We start from the raw sequence: 16,600 nt of genomic DNA, 5'->3' as shown, positions 1-16,600 counted from the left end.
GCTTCAGGCTGTTGTCCTTCTTCTTGCCGCCCTCATAACCGCCGCCGCGCCGCTTGTATTCCTGCACGGCGAACTGGGCCTTGCGGGCCGACCACTGGCCGGCGTGACCGCCCTTCTCCCCGGCGGTCACCTCCGCCTTGACGGTCTCCCAAAGCTCCGGATCGGTTCTGCGCGCTGTTCCTGCCATTCCTCAACCAGTCCCCATTGCCGAGGCCCCGTCAGACCTCTTCCACACTGCAAACGAGTCTGAGGCTGCCGGCGGTGTTGGCAACCGCCGACAGGCAAATTTCCGCGCGGGCAGGGGGAATGGACACGGCGAAGCGGGTGACGTAGCGGTCGCCGCCGGGACCTGCGGTCTTCTGCGCCTCCAGCCGGACGATGTTGGCGCCGTACTCCCGAAAGACTTCGGCAAGTCTCGCGATCAGGCCGAGCTGGTCGCCGCCGCTGACTTCGATCCGGTGCGTGATCAGCGTTTCCGGACCGGGAGCAGCCTCGAACTCGTAGTCCGAAACCTCGACGCGGGCATCCTCCAGCTCGGGCAGGCCGCTGAGGTCGCGTTCCAGCTCGGCCAGATCGAGGTCCGGCGGCAACTCGCAGACGGCGGAGAATTCGGCGCCCTGGCCCATCGCGGCGAACGTCGTGTCGCGCAGGTTTATGCCGAGATCGTAAAGGCGGCCCGCGATGGCCGAGACGAGTCCGACACGGTCGGCGGCGAGGATCGAAACCAGGGCGACGGATGGTGCTGCGGCAGGCATTTGGGGCTCCAGGTGCGAAAGGATCTTCACCAGCCGAGACCCTATACTTGCACCGGCGCTTCCGTCAAACCGGGTAACTCGGCCGATGCCCAGATGATGCGCATGGGAACCCATCCGGGGCGCTCTGAACTTGTTCCCGGAAACTCCGGTTTATCGCGCCGCAACATGAACAGGAAACTGGTTAACTTCCGATTAACAAAGGGAAATACGGGCCTTCCCCCGTCTCATTGCTGCTATGCAGCATATGCGTTGGCAGGGAGACGACAGGACACCTACCTTTCTAATCACGAGGCCGGCCAAGAGCCATCCAGTGGGGGGAACAGACATCGCCGAGACGCGGTGACAATCAACTTCCTCGCTGACGCGGAGCCTCTTATTCCGCCGGCGGCAGATACGTCGGAGAAAGCACGATGAACATCCTCAAGCAAATCGGTCAGATCTGGAACCAGTACCGTGAGTTCCGCTCGACCTTCAACGAACTGTCCAACATGTCCGACGCGGAACTGCGCGACATGGGCCTGTATCGCGGCGACATCGTCCGCGTCGCCTATGGCCAGGCCGAAGCAAGCTATCCCCAGGCCGTCCCCGCCAACCGCAATCTCGGCCGCGGCGCGCAGACCAGCCAGCAGGGTGGTTTCGGCATGCTGAGCGGAAGTCACTAAGACTTCCGCCGCCGAAGTCATCACCAGGATATCGAGTAGCCAGAACCTCCAATAGGGAGCGAAGCGCCGTCCTCATCGAAACGAAGGAACGGCACTATGCAGAAGATGAATACGATCAGCCCGACTGTTAACCACGTGTTTCATGCATTCGGCATGAACCTGCAGAATACCTTTGCCAACCTGTGCAGCCGCATCGAGAGTCATCTCGAAACTCGCCGACTCCGCGCCGAATGGGATGCCATGAGCGAGCGCGAGCGCCAGGAGATCGACGTCACCCTCGGCAACACCGCCTGGGCAGCGCGGAACGGCAGCCGCCGCTAAGCCGGCAGCCGTTTTGGCAAGGAAAATTTCGGCGACCAAGAGTCCACAAGACCACGCCAAGATCGAATCAGGGAGTGGAGCGCTGCCCGCATAGTTTTGGGAGCGAACTGATGACTGCCTTTACGAACACGAACGAACTGATCCAGCCGACCATCTCCGGCTTCAGCGGTTACAAGGCCGCCTCTCCGGTCGCACGGGTGCTGAGCGCTTTCCAAAAGCTGCCGGTGTACCTGCGCCAGTATTGGACTCTCTACCAGACCCGCGAAGAGCTGAACCGGCTGAGCGACCGCTCGCTGAGCGACATCGGCATCGACCGCGACAGCATCGCCAAGGTTGCCCGCAACCACTGCGACCAAGCGCTGGTCCGTCATGACGACACCGGCAAGCTGCTGGCGATGAGCGACGAGGAACTGGCGGATATCGGCGTCAGCCGGGGCGATGTCGAAGCCTACCGCAATGGCCGCATCAAATTCCTGCGCCGCCGTCTCATCGAGAACGAGGCCGCCGCATGACGGCCTCACCCCTTGAAACGGCGTTGCTGCTGCGCGCCGTCTTCGGTCTCGTCATGATGAACATCGGCATGCTGCTGGGCTGACGCGGCGACACGCCGCGAAGACCGGCATCTGCCTTGAAAGGGAGTGCGGCCTGCCGGTCCGCGCTCCCTTTGCCGTGTCCGGAACGAGGACGTTATTGACGGGAGGCTTTTGCCAAAGCGCGGCGGCGGCGCCATTCGACCCAGCGGCGTTCCAGCCGGATCATCGCCCTGCTGGTCGGCCGTTTCAGGAACGGCACGTCCTGAGCCAGCAACAGAAGTCCCAGTGGCAGCATCCAGATGCCCAGCACCGGAAGGAAGCTGAGCAGACCGCCGATTATCAGCAGGATGCCCGTGGGGATTCGAATCCAGGTGGAACCGGGGTCGCGGAGCCAGCGCAGTGCACGCGCGGCTTTCGCAGGCAACTGCTTCTCCAGGCGCTCGAAGCGTCGGTCGAGCCTGCGGTCGTCGATGTGTGTCATCCGGGGCAATCTGGTGTGTGCAGCGGCAGATTCAAAGCCTTAGATCCTACCTGTTTCCGGCCCGCGGAATTTTTTTCATTTTTATCGTCGATCGCCCGGACTAAATCGCCGGCTCGCGCGAATATGTGCGCAACGAGACGATAGAGATGCACCCGCTCCTTAAAGATCATATCCTGCCGCTTCGCCGTTACGCCCTTGCGCTGACCCGCGATGCCGACCAGTCGGACGATCTCGTCCAGGAAACCCTGGCGCGTGCCATCGAGAGCGCCGGGTCGTGGGACCCGAGGCGCGACCTTCGGAAATGGCTGTTCGGCATCATGCACAACACCCATCTCTCGGGCCGCCGGCGCAGCGTGCTGGAGAAGTCGGTGGCGGCGGAGATCACGTCGATCTCCAGCGACAGCACACCCGCAAGCCAGTTCCAGAGCGTGCATTTCAACGAGACGATCGCGTCCCTGATGCGGCTGCCGGAAGAGCAGCGCGAAGTGATGCTGCTGATCGCCGTCGAAGCCTTCAGCTACAAGGATGCTGCCGAGATGCTGGATCTGCCCGTCGGAACCGTGATGTCGCGTCTTGCCCGCGCGCGCGAAGCCTTGCGGACGGAGCAGGGGACCGAGCGGGACTCTTCCCGGAAACCAGACCTGCGTCTGGTGAGGTGAGCCATGTCTGAACCGATTTCCGAACTCGACCTGATGGCCTATGTGGACGACCAGCTCGATCCGGAGCGTCGCATAGCCGTAGAGGACCACCTGTCGCGTCACCCCATCCTGGCGGCGCAGGTCATGGACGACTTGCGGCGACGCGACGAACTGCGCCTTGGCTTGACCGAGGCGGCTTCGGCCATGCCGAACCACCGGCTCGAACTTCCTGCGGAGCGCCTTGGACGGCGGCTGGCATTCCACTCTTCCCTGCACCGGAACCGTCGCGCCATCGCGGCATCGATCCTGGTCGGAGCCGGCTGGTTCGCCCATGCCATGTTCGGTGGACTCGGCGCCGATCCGGCATCCGCCGCGCATATCCTGCCGGTCTACGCCGACGAAGCGGTGGCGGCCCATCGGACCGTCCTGGTCGATGCGCGGCATGACGGGACGGCTGCGTTGAAGCCGGTGCAGGCCGGCGCCGCCGGCGCATCGATCCCGCTGCCGCATCTGCCGGCATCCTTCGCGCCGGCGGGTTCCCATCCGGTCCCGTCTGAGCGGGGAAACGCCGTGCAGATGCTGATCCACGGTCCGGACGAGGAGTTGCTGACGCTGTTCGCGGTCGAAACCGACAGCTTCAACATCGAACCGCCCCAAGCCGAGGCAGTCAGGGACGTCAACGTTGCGTACTGGCAGTCCGGCTGGGTCGCCTATGTCCTGAGCGGCACTGCCGATCAGAAGGAACTGTTATCGCTGGCCTCCAGGCTCAGCCGGTAATCAACATCGCATCCAACCTGTTATCGATAACGGAGTTGAGGGAGCAACCATGTTCAACCAGTACCCCAACCGGTCCGGCGCCTTCGGGCGGGCCGTGGACAGCGCGGCCTTCGACGAGGGCCTGCGGAAGCATATGCTCCGTGTCTACAACTACATGATGGTCGGCCTTGCGGTCACCGGCATCATCGCCTTCCTGGTCGCCAGCACGCCGGCGCTCTACGTGCCGATCTTCACCACGCCGCTGAAGTGGGTGGTGATGCTGGCGCCGCTGGCGTTCATCTTCGTGCTGTCCTGGCGCTTCGAGCAGATGTCCACATCGGCGCTCCAGATGACGTTCTTCGCCTTCTGCGCCGTGATGGGCGTGTCGATGGCGTCGATCTTCCTGGTCTTCACCGGTGCCAGCGTCGCGCGGGTGTTCTTCATCACCTCCGCCATGTTCGCCGCCACCAGCCTGTGGGGCTACACGACCAAGACGGACCTGTCGAAGATGGGCTCGTTCCTGATCATGGGCCTGATCGGCATCGTGATCGCCAGCATCGTCAACATCTTCGTAGGCTCCAGCGCGCTTCAGTTCGCGATCTCGGTGATCGGCGTCGTCGTCTTCACCGGCCTGACCGCCTACGACACCCAGAACATCAAGGAATCCTACGCCGAGCACTTCGGCCATGACACCATGACCAAGATGGCCGTCATGGGCGCGCTCAGCCTCTATCTCAACTTCATCAACCTCTTCCAGATGCTGCTCCAGCTTACAGGACAGCGCGAGGAGTAACGGCAGGGACAACACTGCCGGCCCCTTCAACACGTCTTGCACAGAGAGAAGACAATGGACCAGAACGAGCGCCAGATCATCGACGAGCTTTTCGGCAAACTGCGTCAGGCGGAGGCCCAGTCGGGTCCCCGCGACGCGCAGGCCGAGGGTTTCATCCGCGAGCAGGTCGCCCGTCAGCCGGCGGCGCCCTATTTGATGGCCCAGGCCATCGTCATTCAGGAGCAGGCGCTGGCGCAGTCCCAGGCCCGCATCCAGCAGCTTGAGGAGCAGCTTCGCAGCCGTCCCGCCGCATCGTCGGGCGGCGGCGGACTGTTCGGCAGCCTGTTCGGCGGCGGTACCCAGCAGCGCCAGCCGGCGCCTCCGCCGTCCAACTCGCCTTGGGGCAACCAGGGCGGCCAGCAGCAGGTCGGCGACCCGCGCGTGGCGCAGTATGCCAATCCGCAGTACCAGCAGCGTCAGGGCGGCGGCTTCATGGCCGGCGCGATGCAGACGGCCATGGGCGTCGCGGGCGGCATGCTGATCGGCAGCGCGCTCGGCAGCATGTTCTCGGGCGGCGAGGCGATGGCGGCCGACGCCGCCGGCGCCGTGGAGGAGCAGCTTCCGGAGGAGTTGCCCGTCGATGAGGGTGGCGATTTCTTCGGTGGTGACGAGGAGTTCTGATCCCCTCGCTCACAGCGATCAGCTGAAGGCGAAAAGGTAAACCGGGGGCGAGGACGCAAGGTCCGCGCCCCCGGACCGTTTTGGCGCTATGTTCCGTGGAAGGGACAGACGACCGGGACGGGAGCGATACGATGACGACGATCAGGACCATGAGCCGGGCGGAGCTTGGCACGGTGCTGGGCTGGGCGGCCCAGGAGGGCTGGAACCCAGGCCGCTGCGACGCCATCCCGTTTCATGCGGCCGATCCTATGGGCTATCTGATAGCCGAGGCCGACGACGGCGAACCGGCGGCGGCGATCTCCGTCGTACGCTACGGCGACAGCTTCGGCTTCCTCGGCCTCTACATCGTCCGGCCGGAATACAGGGGGCGCGGACTCGGCATGGAGCTCTGGAAGGCCGGCATGGATTTCTTGAGCGGGCGCACGGTCGGGCTGGACGGGGTTGTGGCGCAGCAGGAAAATTACCGCAAATCGGGCTTCGAGCTTGCCCACCGGAACGTCCGGTTCCAGGGGCCGGCTCCCGGAGTGGAGCAGCACGGGGCTGGGCTGCTGAGTCTGTCGGACGTCCCATTCGACCGGCTGCTTGCCTACGACCTCCCCTTGTTCGGCGCGCCGCGAGCGGCGTTCCTGTCGGCCTGGATCGGCATGCCGGGCGTGATCGCGCTGGCGGCGGAGGACATGAAGGGCTATGCGGTCGCCCGACCCTGCCTGGAAGGCTGGAAGGTCGGTCCGTTGTTCGCCGATGACGAAGAAATCGCGGAAACCCTGTTCCTGGGCGTCTGCGCGCGCCTGCCGACGGACGGGCCGGTCATCCTCGACGTACCGGAGCCGAACAAATCAGCCATTCGCATGGCGGAACGCGCGGGCTTGTCCCAGATATTCGAAACTGCCCGCATGTATGCCGGCCCGGCGCCCGATATCGACCTTGCCCGAGTTCACGGCATCACGACGTTCGAGCTGGGCTGACCAGCCCTCACGCCGCATCCGATCCGTGCCGTGCGCGGCGGCGCTGCATGAACAGCACCCCGCCAAGCGCTGCCAGGATCACCACGAAGGAGATCGCGGTGGTCAGGGTGCCGAGCGCGTACAGCACCGGCGTCGTGACGTTGGTGGTCATGCCGTAGATTTCCAGCGGCAGCGTGTTGAAGCTGCCTGCCGTCATCAGCGTCCGGGCGAATTCGTCGTAGGACAGCGTGAAGCCGAACAGGGCGATGCCGATGACGCTGGGGGCGATGATCGGCAGCACCACGAAGCGGATCGTCTGCCACGGCGTGGCGCCCAGGTCGCGCGCCGCTTCCTCGTAGGCGCGGTTGAAGCGGTTGAACACCGCGAACATGATCAGCAGTCCGAAGGGCAGCGTCCATGTCAGGTGAGCGCCCAGGCCGGAGCTGTACCAGTTGGGTTCCCACTCCATGATGTTGAACATCAGGCCGATGCCGAGGCTGACCAGGATCGACGGCACGATCAGGCTGGCGACCGCGATGTAGAAGATCACGCCCGACCCGAAGAAGCGCCGGCGGAACGCCAGCCCGGCCGACACCGCGAACACCACCGTCACCACCATGACGATGACGCCCAAGCTGAGCGACCGGGTCAAGGCGCCGCCGAAGTCGCCGACCGCCTGCTGCTGGAACAGGTTGTGGAACCAGTGGGTCGAGACTCCGTTCATCGGGAAGGTCAGGCCGCCGTTCGGTCCCTGGAACGACAGGATGACGATGGTCGCGATCGGGCCGTAGAGGAACAGCACGAACAGCCCGAAGAAAGCCGCCAGCAGATAGAAGCTGAGGGAGCGCGGCTCGCGTCTCCTCACGTGTTTCGCCATGGTTTCACAGTTCCTTGCGGATATCGACGATGCGCAGCATCAGCGCCACCATGATCAGCACGACGCCGAGCAGCACGACCGCGTTGGCCGCCGCAGCCGGATACTGAAGCAGCGAGATCTCGTTCGCCATCATCAGGCCGACCGAAGCGCTCTGGCCGCCGCTCATCAGACGGACGGTGATGAAGTCGCCCATGACCAGCGTCACGACGAAGATGGACCCGATGGCGATTCCCGGCTTGCTCAGGGGAATGATCACGTTGGTCAGGACCTGCCAGCCGGATGCTCCGGCATCCACCGCCGCCTCGATCAGCGACCGGTCGATCCGCATCATCGAGTTGAAGATCGGCACGACCATGAACAGGACGTAGAGGTGAACGAAGGCCAATACGACCGAGAAGTCCGAGAACAGCAGGAATTCCAGCGGCTCGTCGATCACGCCCATGGAGATCAGGGTCGAGTTGAGGATGCCGTTGCGCCCGAGGAACGGAATCCACGAGATCATGCGGATGATGTTGGAGGTCCAGAACGGGATCGTGCAGATCATGAACAGCGTGATCTGCCACGTCAGCGACTTGACGTGGAAGGCTACGAAATAGGCAACGGTGAACCCGATACCGAGCGTCAGCGCCCAGGTCAGCGCCGCGTACTTCAAAGTGTTCAGGTAGATCCGCCACGTGACCGACGACGTCAGCAGCTCTTCGTAATTGAGCAGGATGAAGTCGGGGATGACCCGGATGGAATCATAGTCCCAGAAACTGACCACGACGATGGTCACGATCGGCACCAGCAGGAACACGGCGAAGGTCAGCGTGAGCGGCGCGACCTGGAGGTACGGCGCCAGGGCGTCGGTCACGCGGCCCCAATCGAACCGCCGGGAGGGTGTACCCTCCCGGCGTTCCGTAACGATCGTTGTGGTGCGTGCCGTCATGCCGCGACGAACTCGTTCCACTTGCGGACCATGTAGCGGTCCTCGTCCATCACGGCGTTCCAGCAGGCGACCTTGCCCATGCGGTCGTAGAAGGAGCCGCCGTCGCGGATCGCGCCGGCCTTCTCCATCACCTTGCCCTCGGGGCTGACGATGTCGACGGCCGCCGGCTTGCCTTCCATCCAGAAGGCCCATTCCTCCGGGCTCATGTGCTGCTTGGCGGTGTCCAGCACGGCGCTGTAGTAGCCCTGGCGGTTGAGATAGGCGCCGACCCAGCCGGACAGGTACCAGTTGATGTATTCGTAGGCCGCTTCCAGCTCCAGGCCGCTGACGTGCTTGGCGATGCCGAGGCCGCCGCCCCAGGCGCGGTAGCCTTCCTTGAGCGGCTGATAGACGCACGGTATGCCCTTGCCGCGAACGGCTGCCACGGCGGGCGACCACATCGACTGGATCACGACTTCGCCGGACGCCATCAGGTTGACGCTCTCGTCGAAGGTCTTCCAGAAGGCGCGGAACTGGCCGGCCTTCTTGGCCTCGATCATGATGGCGATGGTCTTGTCGATCTCCGCCTTGGTCATGTTGCCCTTGTCGCCGTACTTCACTTCGCCCATGGATTCGGCGACCATGGCGGCATCCATGATGCCGATCGACGGGATGTTGAGGATCGACGCCTTGCCCTTGAAGGCGGGGTCGAGCAGGTCCTTCCACTGGGTGATCGGACGGCCGACGAGATCGGGGCGGATGCCCAGCGTGTCGGCGTTGTAGATGGTCGGGATCAGCGTCATCCACTGGGTCTGGGACTTGGCGAACTTGACCGAATCCTTGCCCTCGACGAAGCCGACGGTGTGCGGCGCCGTGCCCTGGGCGATAACCGAGTCAGGGGTCAGCTTGCCGGAAACGAACAGCGGGACGATCTTGTCGAAGTTCTTGATCTTCGACACGTCCATCGGCTGCATGACACCGGCCGGGAAGACCTTCTTGCAGATCCAGTATTCGATATCGGCGATGTCGTAGGACTTGGGCTGGGTGACCGCGCGCTGGGAAACCGCGTCGCTGTCCAGCGCCGTCATCTGAAGGGTGAAGCCGAGGTCTTCCTTGACCTTGTCCGCCACCGCGTTGAGGTTCGACACGCCGGTACCGAACTGGCGCAGCGTCACGTTCTTGATGTTCTGCGCCCAGATCGTCGGGAAGCCGGTGATCGCGCCGCTGCCGATGGCGACACCGGCGGCTGCGGCCGCGGTGCCCTTCAGCGCCTGGCGGCGGCTGATGCCGGTAGTAGTCGTCTTTGCCGGATTCTTGGGCGGGTTGTTCGTATCGCTGCTCATCTTTGAAGCCTCACTTGTTCTTGTTTGTAAGCTTTTGCCCTGCCGGTCAGGCGGCGAGGGGATGCATGTCGTCGTCGTTCCACGCGGCGGTGACGGTGTCGCCCTCGCCGAATGGCGCCGCGAAGTAGGCCTGCTCGGTCACTGCGACGGTGAACTCGTCCACGCCGGGCGATGCCAGCCGCAGATGCACCATCGGTCCCTGGTACTCGACCAGGCGCACTTGCCCGGCGAGGCTGTTCACGCCGTTGGTCGCGGAATTCGGCGGCAGGATGCGGATGCGGTCGGTCCGGACCGCGAACTGCTTCTCGACCCCTCCGATCGACCGGGAAAGGACGTTGTGGCCGCCGATGAAGCGGGCCACGAAGGCGTCGCGCGGGTGGTTGAAGACTTCGCGCGGGGTGCCGGCCTGGGCGATCCGGCCGTTGTTCATGACGACGACCAGATCGGCCAGCGCCATCGCTTCCTCCTGACCGTGGGTCACGTGGATGAAGCTGATGCCGAGCCGCCGCTGGAGGCGCTTGAGTTCTTCCCGCATCTTGACCCGCAGGAAGGGATCGAGCGCCGACAGCGGCTCGTCCAGCAGCAGGGCGCTGGGATCGGTGATCAGCGCGCGGGCAAGGGCAACGCGCTGCTGCTGCCCGCCGGAAAGCTGCGCCGGCAGACGCTCCGCATATTTGTCCATCTGGACCAGCCGGAGCAGCTCCATCGCCTTCGCCCGCCGTTCCGGCTTGGCGACGCCCTTCAGCTTCAGGCTGAAGGCGACGTTGTCGACGCAGTTGAGGTGCGGGAACAGCGCGTAGCTCTGGAACATCATGGCGGTGCCGCGCCGCGCCGGCGGCAAATCGTTGATATGCGTGTCGCCCAGCAGGATGTCGCCGTCCGAAACGGTCTCATGGCCGGCGATCATGCGCAGGGTGGAAGTCTTGCCGCAGCCGCTCGGCCCCAGGAGGCAGCAATAAGTCCCGGCCGGGATCTTGAGGTCGATCGAATCTACGGCGGTCGTGCTCCCATATAGTTTGGTAACCGCAGCGAGTTCGATATCAGCCGGTCCGGCCATCTGCATTGTCTCCGTGTTCTTGCCTGTAAGAGCCTTTTTTCTCTCGTCCGCTACGTCAGCAATTTGAATGCCAACGAGTGGCCGGCGCTGCCATAAAGGTGTATCGCGGTCGGGCAGGAGGACGCCTAGCTTCTTGATGCGCAACGTTTATGCAAAGCTATCATTTTGCACAAAGTATATGCAGAAGAGGAATGGTTGTATGCCTATCGGTGAAATCGAGCGGCCGGGCATGGTCGTGGGAATGGAAGCCGAGGCGCGTATTGCGCGCGACGCCGGGTATGCGGTCGCGACACTGGGAGGCGCGGCGGAGTTGCTGGCTGCAGGGGCCGGCGGGCTGATCAGCTTCGGCATTGCCGGCGGTCTGGCGCCCGGCCTGAAGCCGGGAAGGCTCGTGGTCGCGACGGAGGTCGTCGCGGCGGACGGCTGCCGCTATCCGGCCCTCGCCCTGACCCTCGGCGCACGCGGAGAGCCGGAAGCGGTCAGGGCACCGGTCTATGGTGCTGGAGCGATCGTATCCCGATCCGTCGACAAGCAGGCGCTATACAAGAGAACGGGCGCCGTTGCGGTCGATCTGGAAAGTGCCGAGGTGGCGCGGCTCTGTGCGGCCGCCGGAGTGGCGCTGGCCGTCATCCGGGCGATCGGCGATCCGGCGGAACGCGATCTGCCTCCGGCGGCGCTTGTCGGCCTGAAGCCGGACGGGCAGGTCGATATCGCGGCAGTCCTGCGCAGCGTGTTCGGGTCTCCCGGCCAGATCCCGGCGCTGATACGGGTTGCGCTGGATACCCGCCATGCCCTTGCGGCGCTCCGGCACGCCGTCGCTTCCTGATCGGCTGCCCGTCAGGTGTCCGTTGCCGAAACGAGGTTCATCACGACGCTGACCCATTCCAGGTCGACCTGGATGCGGACCGGCACCGGCGGCTCTCCCGCAAGCGGCTTCGCGAACCATGCGGTCGCTGTCCGGTCAACGCCGTAGCGGAAGAAGTCTTCCTCGTCCTGGTCGCGCTCGAAGCCGGCGACCGGACGAAGGAGGATCGTGCATTTTTCGGCGGCGCCCGAATGCATGTTGCGTGAAGATTCCTGAAGCGTGTCGGTCCCATTCGACGTCACGATCACGTCGTAGCGGCGGCGGCCGTCGAATACCGGGAAGGTGCCGGCGCAACCGGACGTGCCGCCGGTTGCGATGACGCCGACCATGGCGCTGACCGGATCGAGCGTTCCGGGCCGGAACTCCGGCGCCACGGCGTTGGCGGAGAGTTCCGACTGCGGCGGCTCCGCCATTACCGAAACGTTGCCGGCCTTGTCGTAGTCCATGTTGAGCGCACGCTTCCGTTTGCGCTGGCTGCGGAAGGATCTGAACTCCTCCGGAGCGACATGGACTCCGTTCTCGAGCCGTCCTCCCGCCGAGGCCGTATAAGACCAGCGGGACAGGAGATCGACCAGACGGCCGCCTTTCGCCACGACCCCGGCGGCGTAGCGGCCGCCCTCAAGGTCCAGCTTCATCTCCCCGCTGACGAGGAACAGCCCGCCCGCATAGATATCGTAGCCCAGTTTCATGGCTTGGGCCTGAACGGGCGACACGATGAGGAGGGCTATGGCTGTCGTGATCAGTCGAAGGGAAGACATTGCTGCTGCCGGACCATTGAGACTGCGGATGGAGGATCGTCCGCAGTCTCAACAATCGGCATGGCAATACGGTGGCAGCCTGTATTGGATCGGGCCGCAAACCAGGTCCTTCGACGCTGCCGCCGTCAGTGCTTGCCGCTGCTCCGGGCGCTGCCACGCCCCGACAGGCTGGGATTTCTCATGAAATAGGTGTGGGCGTTGGGAGCCTCGGGGTCCTCTTCCATGCGGGTAAAGGACCCGTCGGGTCCCATGATCCAGCTTTGCGCCGTATCGCGCAGGTTGGTGCCCATGATCTGCTCCACGATCTGCTCGTGGACCGTCGGGTTCTCGATCGGCACCAGCGTCTCGATGCGGCGGTCCAGGTTGCGCGGCATCCAGTCGGCGGAGGAGATGAAGACCTTGGCCTTGGGGGAGGGCAGGCCATTGCCGTCGCCGACGCACAGGATGCGGCTATGCTCCAGGAAACGGCCGACGATGCTCTTGACCCGGATGTTCTCCGAAAGGCCCTTCACGCCCGGGCGCAGGCAGCAGATGCCCCGGATGATCAGGTCGATCTGGACACCGGCCTGCGACGCCTCGTACAGCTTGTCGATGATGTCGGGGTCGACCAGGGAGTTCAGCTTGACCCAGATGGCGCCCATACGGCCGGCGCGGGCGTGTTCGATCTCCCGGTCGATCAACTGGACGATCTTGGGACGGATCATCAGGGGAGCGATGGCGAGCTTTTCCAGGTGCTGCGGCTTGGCGTATCCGGTCATGTAGTTGAACATGACCGACGCATCCAGGCAGAGCGCAGGATCGCAGGTGAAGAACGAGAGGTCGGTGTAGACCTTCGCGGTGATCGGGTGATAGTTGCCGGTGCCGAAGTGGACATAGCTGTGCAGCCCGTCCGCTTCACGCCGCATGACGAGCGACACCTTGGCATGCGTCTTCAGATCGACGAAGCCGTAGACGACGTGGACGCCGGCCCGCTCCAGGTCGCGTGCCCACTGGATGTTGGCTTCCTCGTCGAAGCGGGCCTTCAGCTCGACCATGGCCGTCACCGATTTGCCGGCTTCGGCCGCCTCGATCAAGGCTGCGACGATGGGGGAGTTCTTGCTGGTCCGGTAGAGCGTCTGCTTGATCGCGACCACGGCCGGGTCGCGCGCCGCCTGGAGCAGGAACTGCACCACCACGTCGAAGCTCTCGTACGGATGGTGGACGACGATGTCCTTGTGCCGGATCGCGGCGAAGCAGTTGCCGCCGAAGTCGCGGATGCGCTCCGGGAAGCGGGCGGTGAAGGGCGGAAAGAGCAGGTCGGTCCGCTCGTTCAGGATGAGCTGGCGTACCTCGCCTAGTGCGATCAGCCCGTCCTGGACGAACATCTCCTCGGTCGAGACGCGCAGTTCCGACACCAGGAACTCCCGCAGGTCCTGGGACATGTCGGATTCGACCGCCAGACTGATGACGACGCCCCGGCGGCGGCGCTTCAGCGCCGTTTCGAACGTGCGGACGAGGTCTTCGGACTCCTCGTCGATATCGATCTCGCTATCGCGCAGGACGCGGAACAGCCCGTGCGCCGTCAGCTTCAGGGGCTTGGGGAAGATGCGGTCCAGGAACATCAGCACGAGATGTTCGAGCTGGATGAACCGGGCCTCGGCGCCCGGCATCCGGATGAAACGGTCGAGCTGGTTCGGCAGCGGGATCATCGCGTCGAGCGGTTCGGATTTTTCCGGATCGCTCAATTGCAGGACCAGCGCCACGCCCCGGTTCGCGATGAAGGGGAAGGGATGTGCCGGATCCACCGCGATGGGAGTGAGGACCGGGAATATCTCGCGCAGGAAGCGGACTTCCGCCCAGGCGCGGTCCTCCTTGGACAGTTCCGCCGGATCGACAACCGTGATGCCGGCCTCCCGCAGTTCGCTCCGCAGGTTCTGGAAACAGCGCTGCTGCGCCTCGTTCAGCCTCGTGATCGCCTGATTGATCAGGGAAAGCTGCTGTTCGGGCAGCAGGTTGTCGGGCGTGACGGTCTTGACGCCCGCGCGTACCTGGGCCTTCAGGGCGGCGACCCGCACCATGATGAACTCGTCCAGGTTGCTGGCGGAGATCGACAGGAAGCGGAGGCGTTCGAGCAGCGGGTGCTTGACGTTGTTGGCTTCGCCCAGGACCCGGTCGTTGAACGCGAGCCATGAGATTTCACGGTTGATGAAACGGTCGGGTGCATGATCGAGAGATGCGGGAACCTTTTTGTCCTGTTCCTCCGCAGCCTGCTTCGTCTTGCCCGTCTGCTTCGTGGCTTCGGCGGTCGTGCTCATCCGGTCCCCTCCCTTTCGGCGCTTAGCGGCGCAACATGCCGCAACATTCAAGGCTGCAACATGGAACTTTTGTTAACATTATTTGACGAACCGCTTCCTGTGTCATATCGCCCCGGCGGATGCTTGACTTAAGTACGGGAAATGCGCGTCAGTGTGCCCAAAATGCCAGAAAACGGGTAAGGCAAGTCGTCGGAGCATGAACATGTTGAAAGCGGGACTTCTCATTGCGGGCATCGCGCTGGCCGTCGCATATTCGGCGCCCGTCAGGGCGGAAGATGTCGGGTGCGTCACGACGGCCTGGAAAATGCTCGGCGCCAACCACCGCGTCTGCGTCGAGGCCTTCGACGATCCCAAGATACCCGGCGTCGCGTGCCATCTGAGCCAGGCACGGACGGGCGGCGTGTCGGGCAGCCTCGGACTTGCGGAGGACCCGTCGCGCTTCTCGATCGCCTGCCGGCAGGTCGGACCGATCACGCTGCCCGACAAGCTGAAGGACAACGAAGAGGTCTTCACGGCGGACACCTCGATCCTGTTCAAGGAGACGCGTGTCGTGCGGATGTTCGACCGCAAGCGCAACACCCTGGTCTATCTGAGCTACAGCACGAAGATGGTCGATGGTTCGCCGATGAACGCGGTGTCGTCGGTGCCGATCATGCCGTGGCGTCAATAGGACGCTTCTGTTCCAGGCTTCTCCGCACCATATGGTGCCGATGCCCATGTTTCCGAAGACCATATATCCATATATAGAGAGTGGATCGTGACGTCGCCGACCCATCCGATTTCGGTCGCCCCCATGATGGACTGGACCGACCGGCACTGCCGGTTCTTCCTGCGCCGGATCAGCCGGCATGCGCTGCTTTATACCGAGATGGTCACGACGGGGGCCATGCTCCACGGCCCGCGCGACCGCCTGCTGGCCTTCCATCCGGACGAGCATCCCATAGCCCTGCAACTCGGCGGCAGCGATCCCGCCGATCTGGCGGAGTGTGCCCGGATGGCGGAAGCGGCCGGCTATGACGAGGTCAACCTGAACGTCGGCTGCCCCAGCGACCGCGTGCAGTCCGGCCGGTTCGGCGCCTGCCTGATGGCCGAACCGGAGCTGGTCGCCGAACTGGTCTCGTCCATGCGCGCCGCCGTCTCGATCCCGGTCACGGTCAAATCCCGCATCGCCATCGACGAGATGGAGGAATGGACGACGCTGGAGCATTTCGTCGGCCGCGTCCGCGAAGCCGGCTGCACCCGGTTCGTCGTGCATGCCCGCAAGGCCTGGCTGAAGGGACTGAGCCCGGCCGAGAACCGCGATATCCCGCCGCTCCGCTACGATCTGGTCCACCGTCTGAAGCAGGAGAACCCGGATCTGGATATCACCATCAACGGCGGCATCACGACCCTGGATCAGGTTTCCGAGCATCTGGAGGTGGTGGACGGCGTCATGCTTGGGCGGGCGGCGTACAAGAATCCGTGGGTCCTGGCGGACGCCGACAGACGTTTCTACGGGGCCGGCGAATCGGCAATCGATCGCCATGAAGTGGCCCGCAGGATGCTGCCTTACATTGAGGAGCGGAGGGTTGAAGGCACACCTCTGAACGCCATCACCCGACACATGACAGGATTGTTCCAGGGACAACGCGGCGGTCGGGCATGGCGCAGGCATTTGAGCGAGAATGCTCACAAAACCGGCGCGGGGCCTGAAGTTGTCGAGGCGGCGCTGGCCCGGATCGAGCCGGTCGCGGTCTTTTCACAAGCAGCGGAATGAGCACCCGCGACAAAAGGAACAGGCCCATGTTGTACAGAATTCGTCGTTTCGCTCTTGACAACCGCCCCACAAAGACCGAAATGGCCCGCCGTTCACCTATCGGAAATAAGAGTGTCTGAATTTGGTAACGTACACGGGGCCGCAGATCGTAGGCGGTGCCGCAACGTTGGTTTCCGTAGTGTGTGAATTGTTTTTCCTCC

At 63.9% G+C, this 16,600-nt stretch carries 19 protein-coding genes and 1 pseudogene; 11 read left to right on the top strand and 9 right to left on the bottom strand.

The window, feature by feature from the left end; genetic code table 11:
* A pseudogene (locus AC5JJ6_RS17245) lies at nt 1-187 on the bottom strand (hypothetical protein); the annotation flags it as partial.
* A gap of 31 nt (nt 188-218) precedes the next feature.
* Nucleotides 219-755: a glycine cleavage system transcriptional repressor gene (locus tag AC5JJ6_RS17240; RefSeq protein ID WP_496043239.1), complete on the bottom strand. Its 537-nt coding sequence runs from the start codon at nt 753-755 to the stop codon at nt 219-221.
* 410 nt (nt 756-1,165) lie between these two features.
* Here AC5JJ6_RS17240 and AC5JJ6_RS17235 point away from each other — a divergent pair, with 410 nt between their 5' ends.
* The 3 genes from AC5JJ6_RS17235 (at nt 1,166) to AC5JJ6_RS17225 (ending at nt 2,250) form a co-directional block, all read left to right on the top strand.
* Nucleotides 1,166-1,417, top strand: coding sequence for a DUF1127 domain-containing protein (locus AC5JJ6_RS17235; protein WP_496043238.1), 252 nt, complete (start codon nt 1,166-1,168; stop codon nt 1,415-1,417).
* 96 nt (nt 1,418-1,513) lie between these two features.
* Entirely contained in the window at nt 1,514-1,738 is a 225-nt protein-coding gene (locus tag AC5JJ6_RS17230; RefSeq protein WP_496043237.1) for a hypothetical protein, read from the top strand.
* A 110-nt stretch (nt 1,739-1,848) separates the two neighbouring features.
* The gene (locus AC5JJ6_RS17225; RefSeq protein WP_496043236.1) at nt 1,849-2,250 is read left to right on the top strand and encodes a DUF1127 domain-containing protein; all 402 of its coding nucleotides are present in this window, start codon (nt 1,849-1,851) and stop codon (nt 2,248-2,250) included.
* 175 nt (nt 2,251-2,425) lie between these two features.
* On the opposite strand, the gene AC5JJ6_RS17220 is transcribed toward AC5JJ6_RS17225, so the two are convergent.
* Nucleotides 2,426-2,752 (bottom strand): hypothetical protein, encoded by a 327-nt coding sequence (locus AC5JJ6_RS17220; protein WP_496043235.1) that lies wholly within the window; start codon nt 2,750-2,752, stop codon nt 2,426-2,428.
* Between the two features lie 146 nt (nt 2,753-2,898).
* Between AC5JJ6_RS17220 and AC5JJ6_RS17215 the strand changes: the two genes are divergently transcribed.
* From AC5JJ6_RS17215 to AC5JJ6_RS17195, 5 genes are all read left to right on the top strand, one after another.
* Complete coding sequence (locus AC5JJ6_RS17215; protein ID WP_496043234.1) at nt 2,899-3,411, top strand: sigma-70 family RNA polymerase sigma factor; 513 nt, start codon at nt 2,899-2,901, stop codon at nt 3,409-3,411.
* Between the two features lie 3 nt (nt 3,412-3,414).
* A complete protein-coding gene (locus AC5JJ6_RS17210; RefSeq protein ID WP_496043233.1) occupies nt 3,415-4,167 on the top strand; it encodes an anti-sigma factor family protein in 753 nt (250 codons plus the stop codon).
* A gap of 49 nt (nt 4,168-4,216) precedes the next feature.
* Nucleotides 4,217-4,939: a Bax inhibitor-1/YccA family protein gene (locus AC5JJ6_RS17205; RefSeq protein WP_496043232.1), complete on the top strand. Its 723-nt coding sequence runs from the start codon at nt 4,217-4,219 to the stop codon at nt 4,937-4,939.
* A gap of 54 nt (nt 4,940-4,993) precedes the next feature.
* Entirely contained in the window at nt 4,994-5,599 is a 606-nt protein-coding gene (locus AC5JJ6_RS17200; RefSeq protein WP_496043231.1) for a DUF2076 domain-containing protein, read from the top strand.
* A gap of 131 nt (nt 5,600-5,730) precedes the next feature.
* Complete coding sequence (locus AC5JJ6_RS17195; RefSeq protein ID WP_496043230.1) at nt 5,731-6,564, top strand: GNAT family N-acetyltransferase; 834 nt, start codon at nt 5,731-5,733, stop codon at nt 6,562-6,564.
* Between the two features lie 7 nt (nt 6,565-6,571).
* Here AC5JJ6_RS17195 and AC5JJ6_RS17190 read toward each other — a convergent pair whose 3' ends face one another.
* The 4 genes from AC5JJ6_RS17190 to AC5JJ6_RS17175 are packed head-to-tail and all read right to left on the bottom strand — an operon-like array spanning nt 6,572 to nt 10,727.
* The gene (locus AC5JJ6_RS17190; protein ID WP_496043229.1) at nt 6,572-7,420 is read right to left on the bottom strand and encodes an ABC transporter permease; all 849 of its coding nucleotides are present in this window, start codon (nt 7,418-7,420) and stop codon (nt 6,572-6,574) included.
* Nucleotides 7,421-7,424: 4 nt separating this feature from the next.
* Nucleotides 7,425-8,348 (bottom strand): ABC transporter permease, encoded by a 924-nt coding sequence (locus AC5JJ6_RS17185; RefSeq protein WP_496043228.1) that lies wholly within the window; start codon nt 8,346-8,348, stop codon nt 7,425-7,427.
* A complete protein-coding gene (locus AC5JJ6_RS17180) occupies nt 8,345-9,670 on the bottom strand; it encodes an ABC transporter substrate-binding protein (protein WP_496043227.1) in 1,326 nt (441 codons plus the stop codon). Before AC5JJ6_RS17180 ends, AC5JJ6_RS17185 begins: the two co-directional genes overlap by 4 nt.
* A gap of 46 nt (nt 9,671-9,716) precedes the next feature.
* Nucleotides 9,717-10,727 (bottom strand): ABC transporter ATP-binding protein, encoded by a 1,011-nt coding sequence (locus tag AC5JJ6_RS17175; RefSeq protein WP_496043226.1) that lies wholly within the window; start codon nt 10,725-10,727, stop codon nt 9,717-9,719.
* Between the two features lie 199 nt (nt 10,728-10,926).
* Between AC5JJ6_RS17175 and AC5JJ6_RS17170 the strand changes: the two genes are divergently transcribed.
* Nucleotides 10,927-11,553 carry a phosphorylase family protein gene (locus AC5JJ6_RS17170; RefSeq protein ID WP_496043225.1) on the top strand — a complete coding sequence of 209 codons (627 nt, stop codon included), beginning with the start codon at nt 10,927-10,929 and terminating at the stop codon, nt 11,551-11,553.
* Between the two features lie 11 nt (nt 11,554-11,564).
* On the opposite strand, the gene AC5JJ6_RS17165 is transcribed toward AC5JJ6_RS17170, so the two are convergent.
* Both AC5JJ6_RS17165 and AC5JJ6_RS17160 read right to left on the bottom strand, forming a co-directional pair.
* Nucleotides 11,565-12,350 (bottom strand): DUF3108 domain-containing protein, encoded by a 786-nt coding sequence (locus AC5JJ6_RS17165; protein ID WP_496043224.1) that lies wholly within the window; start codon nt 12,348-12,350, stop codon nt 11,565-11,567.
* 125 nt (nt 12,351-12,475) lie between these two features.
* Nucleotides 12,476-14,644, bottom strand: coding sequence for an RNA degradosome polyphosphate kinase (locus AC5JJ6_RS17160; protein WP_496043223.1), 2,169 nt, complete (start codon nt 14,642-14,644; stop codon nt 12,476-12,478).
* Between the two features lie 202 nt (nt 14,645-14,846).
* On the opposite strand from AC5JJ6_RS17160, the gene AC5JJ6_RS17155 reads away from it, so the two are divergent.
* Both AC5JJ6_RS17155 and dusA read left to right on the top strand, forming a co-directional pair.
* On the top strand, nt 14,847-15,314 hold the full coding sequence (locus AC5JJ6_RS17155) for a CreA family protein (RefSeq protein WP_496043222.1): 468 nt from the start codon (nt 14,847-14,849) through the stop codon (nt 15,312-15,314).
* Between the two features lie 87 nt (nt 15,315-15,401).
* Nucleotides 15,402-16,400: a tRNA dihydrouridine(20/20a) synthase DusA gene (gene dusA / locus AC5JJ6_RS17150; RefSeq protein WP_496043221.1), complete on the top strand. Its 999-nt coding sequence runs from the start codon at nt 15,402-15,404 to the stop codon at nt 16,398-16,400.
* Nucleotides 16,401-16,600 lie beyond the last annotated feature (200 nt).

Source organism: Skermanella sp., assembly GCF_059503625.1.
Note: the sequence above shows the minus strand (reverse complement) of the source record. Positions and strands in the feature narration are given on the sequence as shown.

Coding starts and splice junctions, on each gene's coding strand:
- AC5JJ6_RS17185 (WP_496043228.1), bottom strand. CDS start 8,348: ATGACGGCACGCACCACAACGATCGTTACGGAACGCCGGGAGGGTACA.
- AC5JJ6_RS17175 (WP_496043226.1), bottom strand. CDS start 10,727: ATGGCCGGACCGGCTGATATCGAACTCGCTGCGGTTACCAAACTATAT.
- AC5JJ6_RS17215 (WP_496043234.1), top strand. CDS start 2,899: ATGCACCCGCTCCTTAAAGATCATATCCTGCCGCTTCGCCGTTACGCC.
- AC5JJ6_RS17190 (WP_496043229.1), bottom strand. CDS start 7,420: ATGGCGAAACACGTGAGGAGACGCGAGCCGCGCTCCCTCAGCTTCTAT.
- AC5JJ6_RS17195 (WP_496043230.1), top strand. CDS start 5,731: ATGACGACGATCAGGACCATGAGCCGGGCGGAGCTTGGCACGGTGCTG.
- AC5JJ6_RS17160 (WP_496043223.1), bottom strand. CDS start 14,644: ATGAGCACGACCGCCGAAGCCACGAAGCAGACGGGCAAGACGAAGCAG.
- AC5JJ6_RS17235 (WP_496043238.1), top strand. CDS start 1,166: ATGAACATCCTCAAGCAAATCGGTCAGATCTGGAACCAGTACCGTGAG.
- AC5JJ6_RS17165 (WP_496043224.1), bottom strand. CDS start 12,350: ATGTCTTCCCTTCGACTGATCACGACAGCCATAGCCCTCCTCATCGTG.
- AC5JJ6_RS17240 (WP_496043239.1), bottom strand. CDS start 755: ATGCCTGCCGCAGCACCATCCGTCGCCCTGGTTTCGATCCTCGCCGCC.
- AC5JJ6_RS17230 (WP_496043237.1), top strand. CDS start 1,514: ATGCAGAAGATGAATACGATCAGCCCGACTGTTAACCACGTGTTTCAT.
- AC5JJ6_RS17220 (WP_496043235.1), bottom strand. CDS start 2,752: ATGACACACATCGACGACCGCAGGCTCGACCGACGCTTCGAGCGCCTG.
- AC5JJ6_RS17180 (WP_496043227.1), bottom strand. CDS start 9,670: ATGAGCAGCGATACGAACAACCCGCCCAAGAATCCGGCAAAGACGACT.
- AC5JJ6_RS17210 (WP_496043233.1), top strand. CDS start 3,415: ATGTCTGAACCGATTTCCGAACTCGACCTGATGGCCTATGTGGACGAC.
- AC5JJ6_RS17200 (WP_496043231.1), top strand. CDS start 4,994: ATGGACCAGAACGAGCGCCAGATCATCGACGAGCTTTTCGGCAAACTG.
- AC5JJ6_RS17225 (WP_496043236.1), top strand. CDS start 1,849: ATGACTGCCTTTACGAACACGAACGAACTGATCCAGCCGACCATCTCC.
- AC5JJ6_RS17205 (WP_496043232.1), top strand. CDS start 4,217: ATGTTCAACCAGTACCCCAACCGGTCCGGCGCCTTCGGGCGGGCCGTG.
- AC5JJ6_RS17170 (WP_496043225.1), top strand. CDS start 10,927: ATGCCTATCGGTGAAATCGAGCGGCCGGGCATGGTCGTGGGAATGGAA.
- AC5JJ6_RS17155 (WP_496043222.1), top strand. CDS start 14,847: ATGTTGAAAGCGGGACTTCTCATTGCGGGCATCGCGCTGGCCGTCGCA.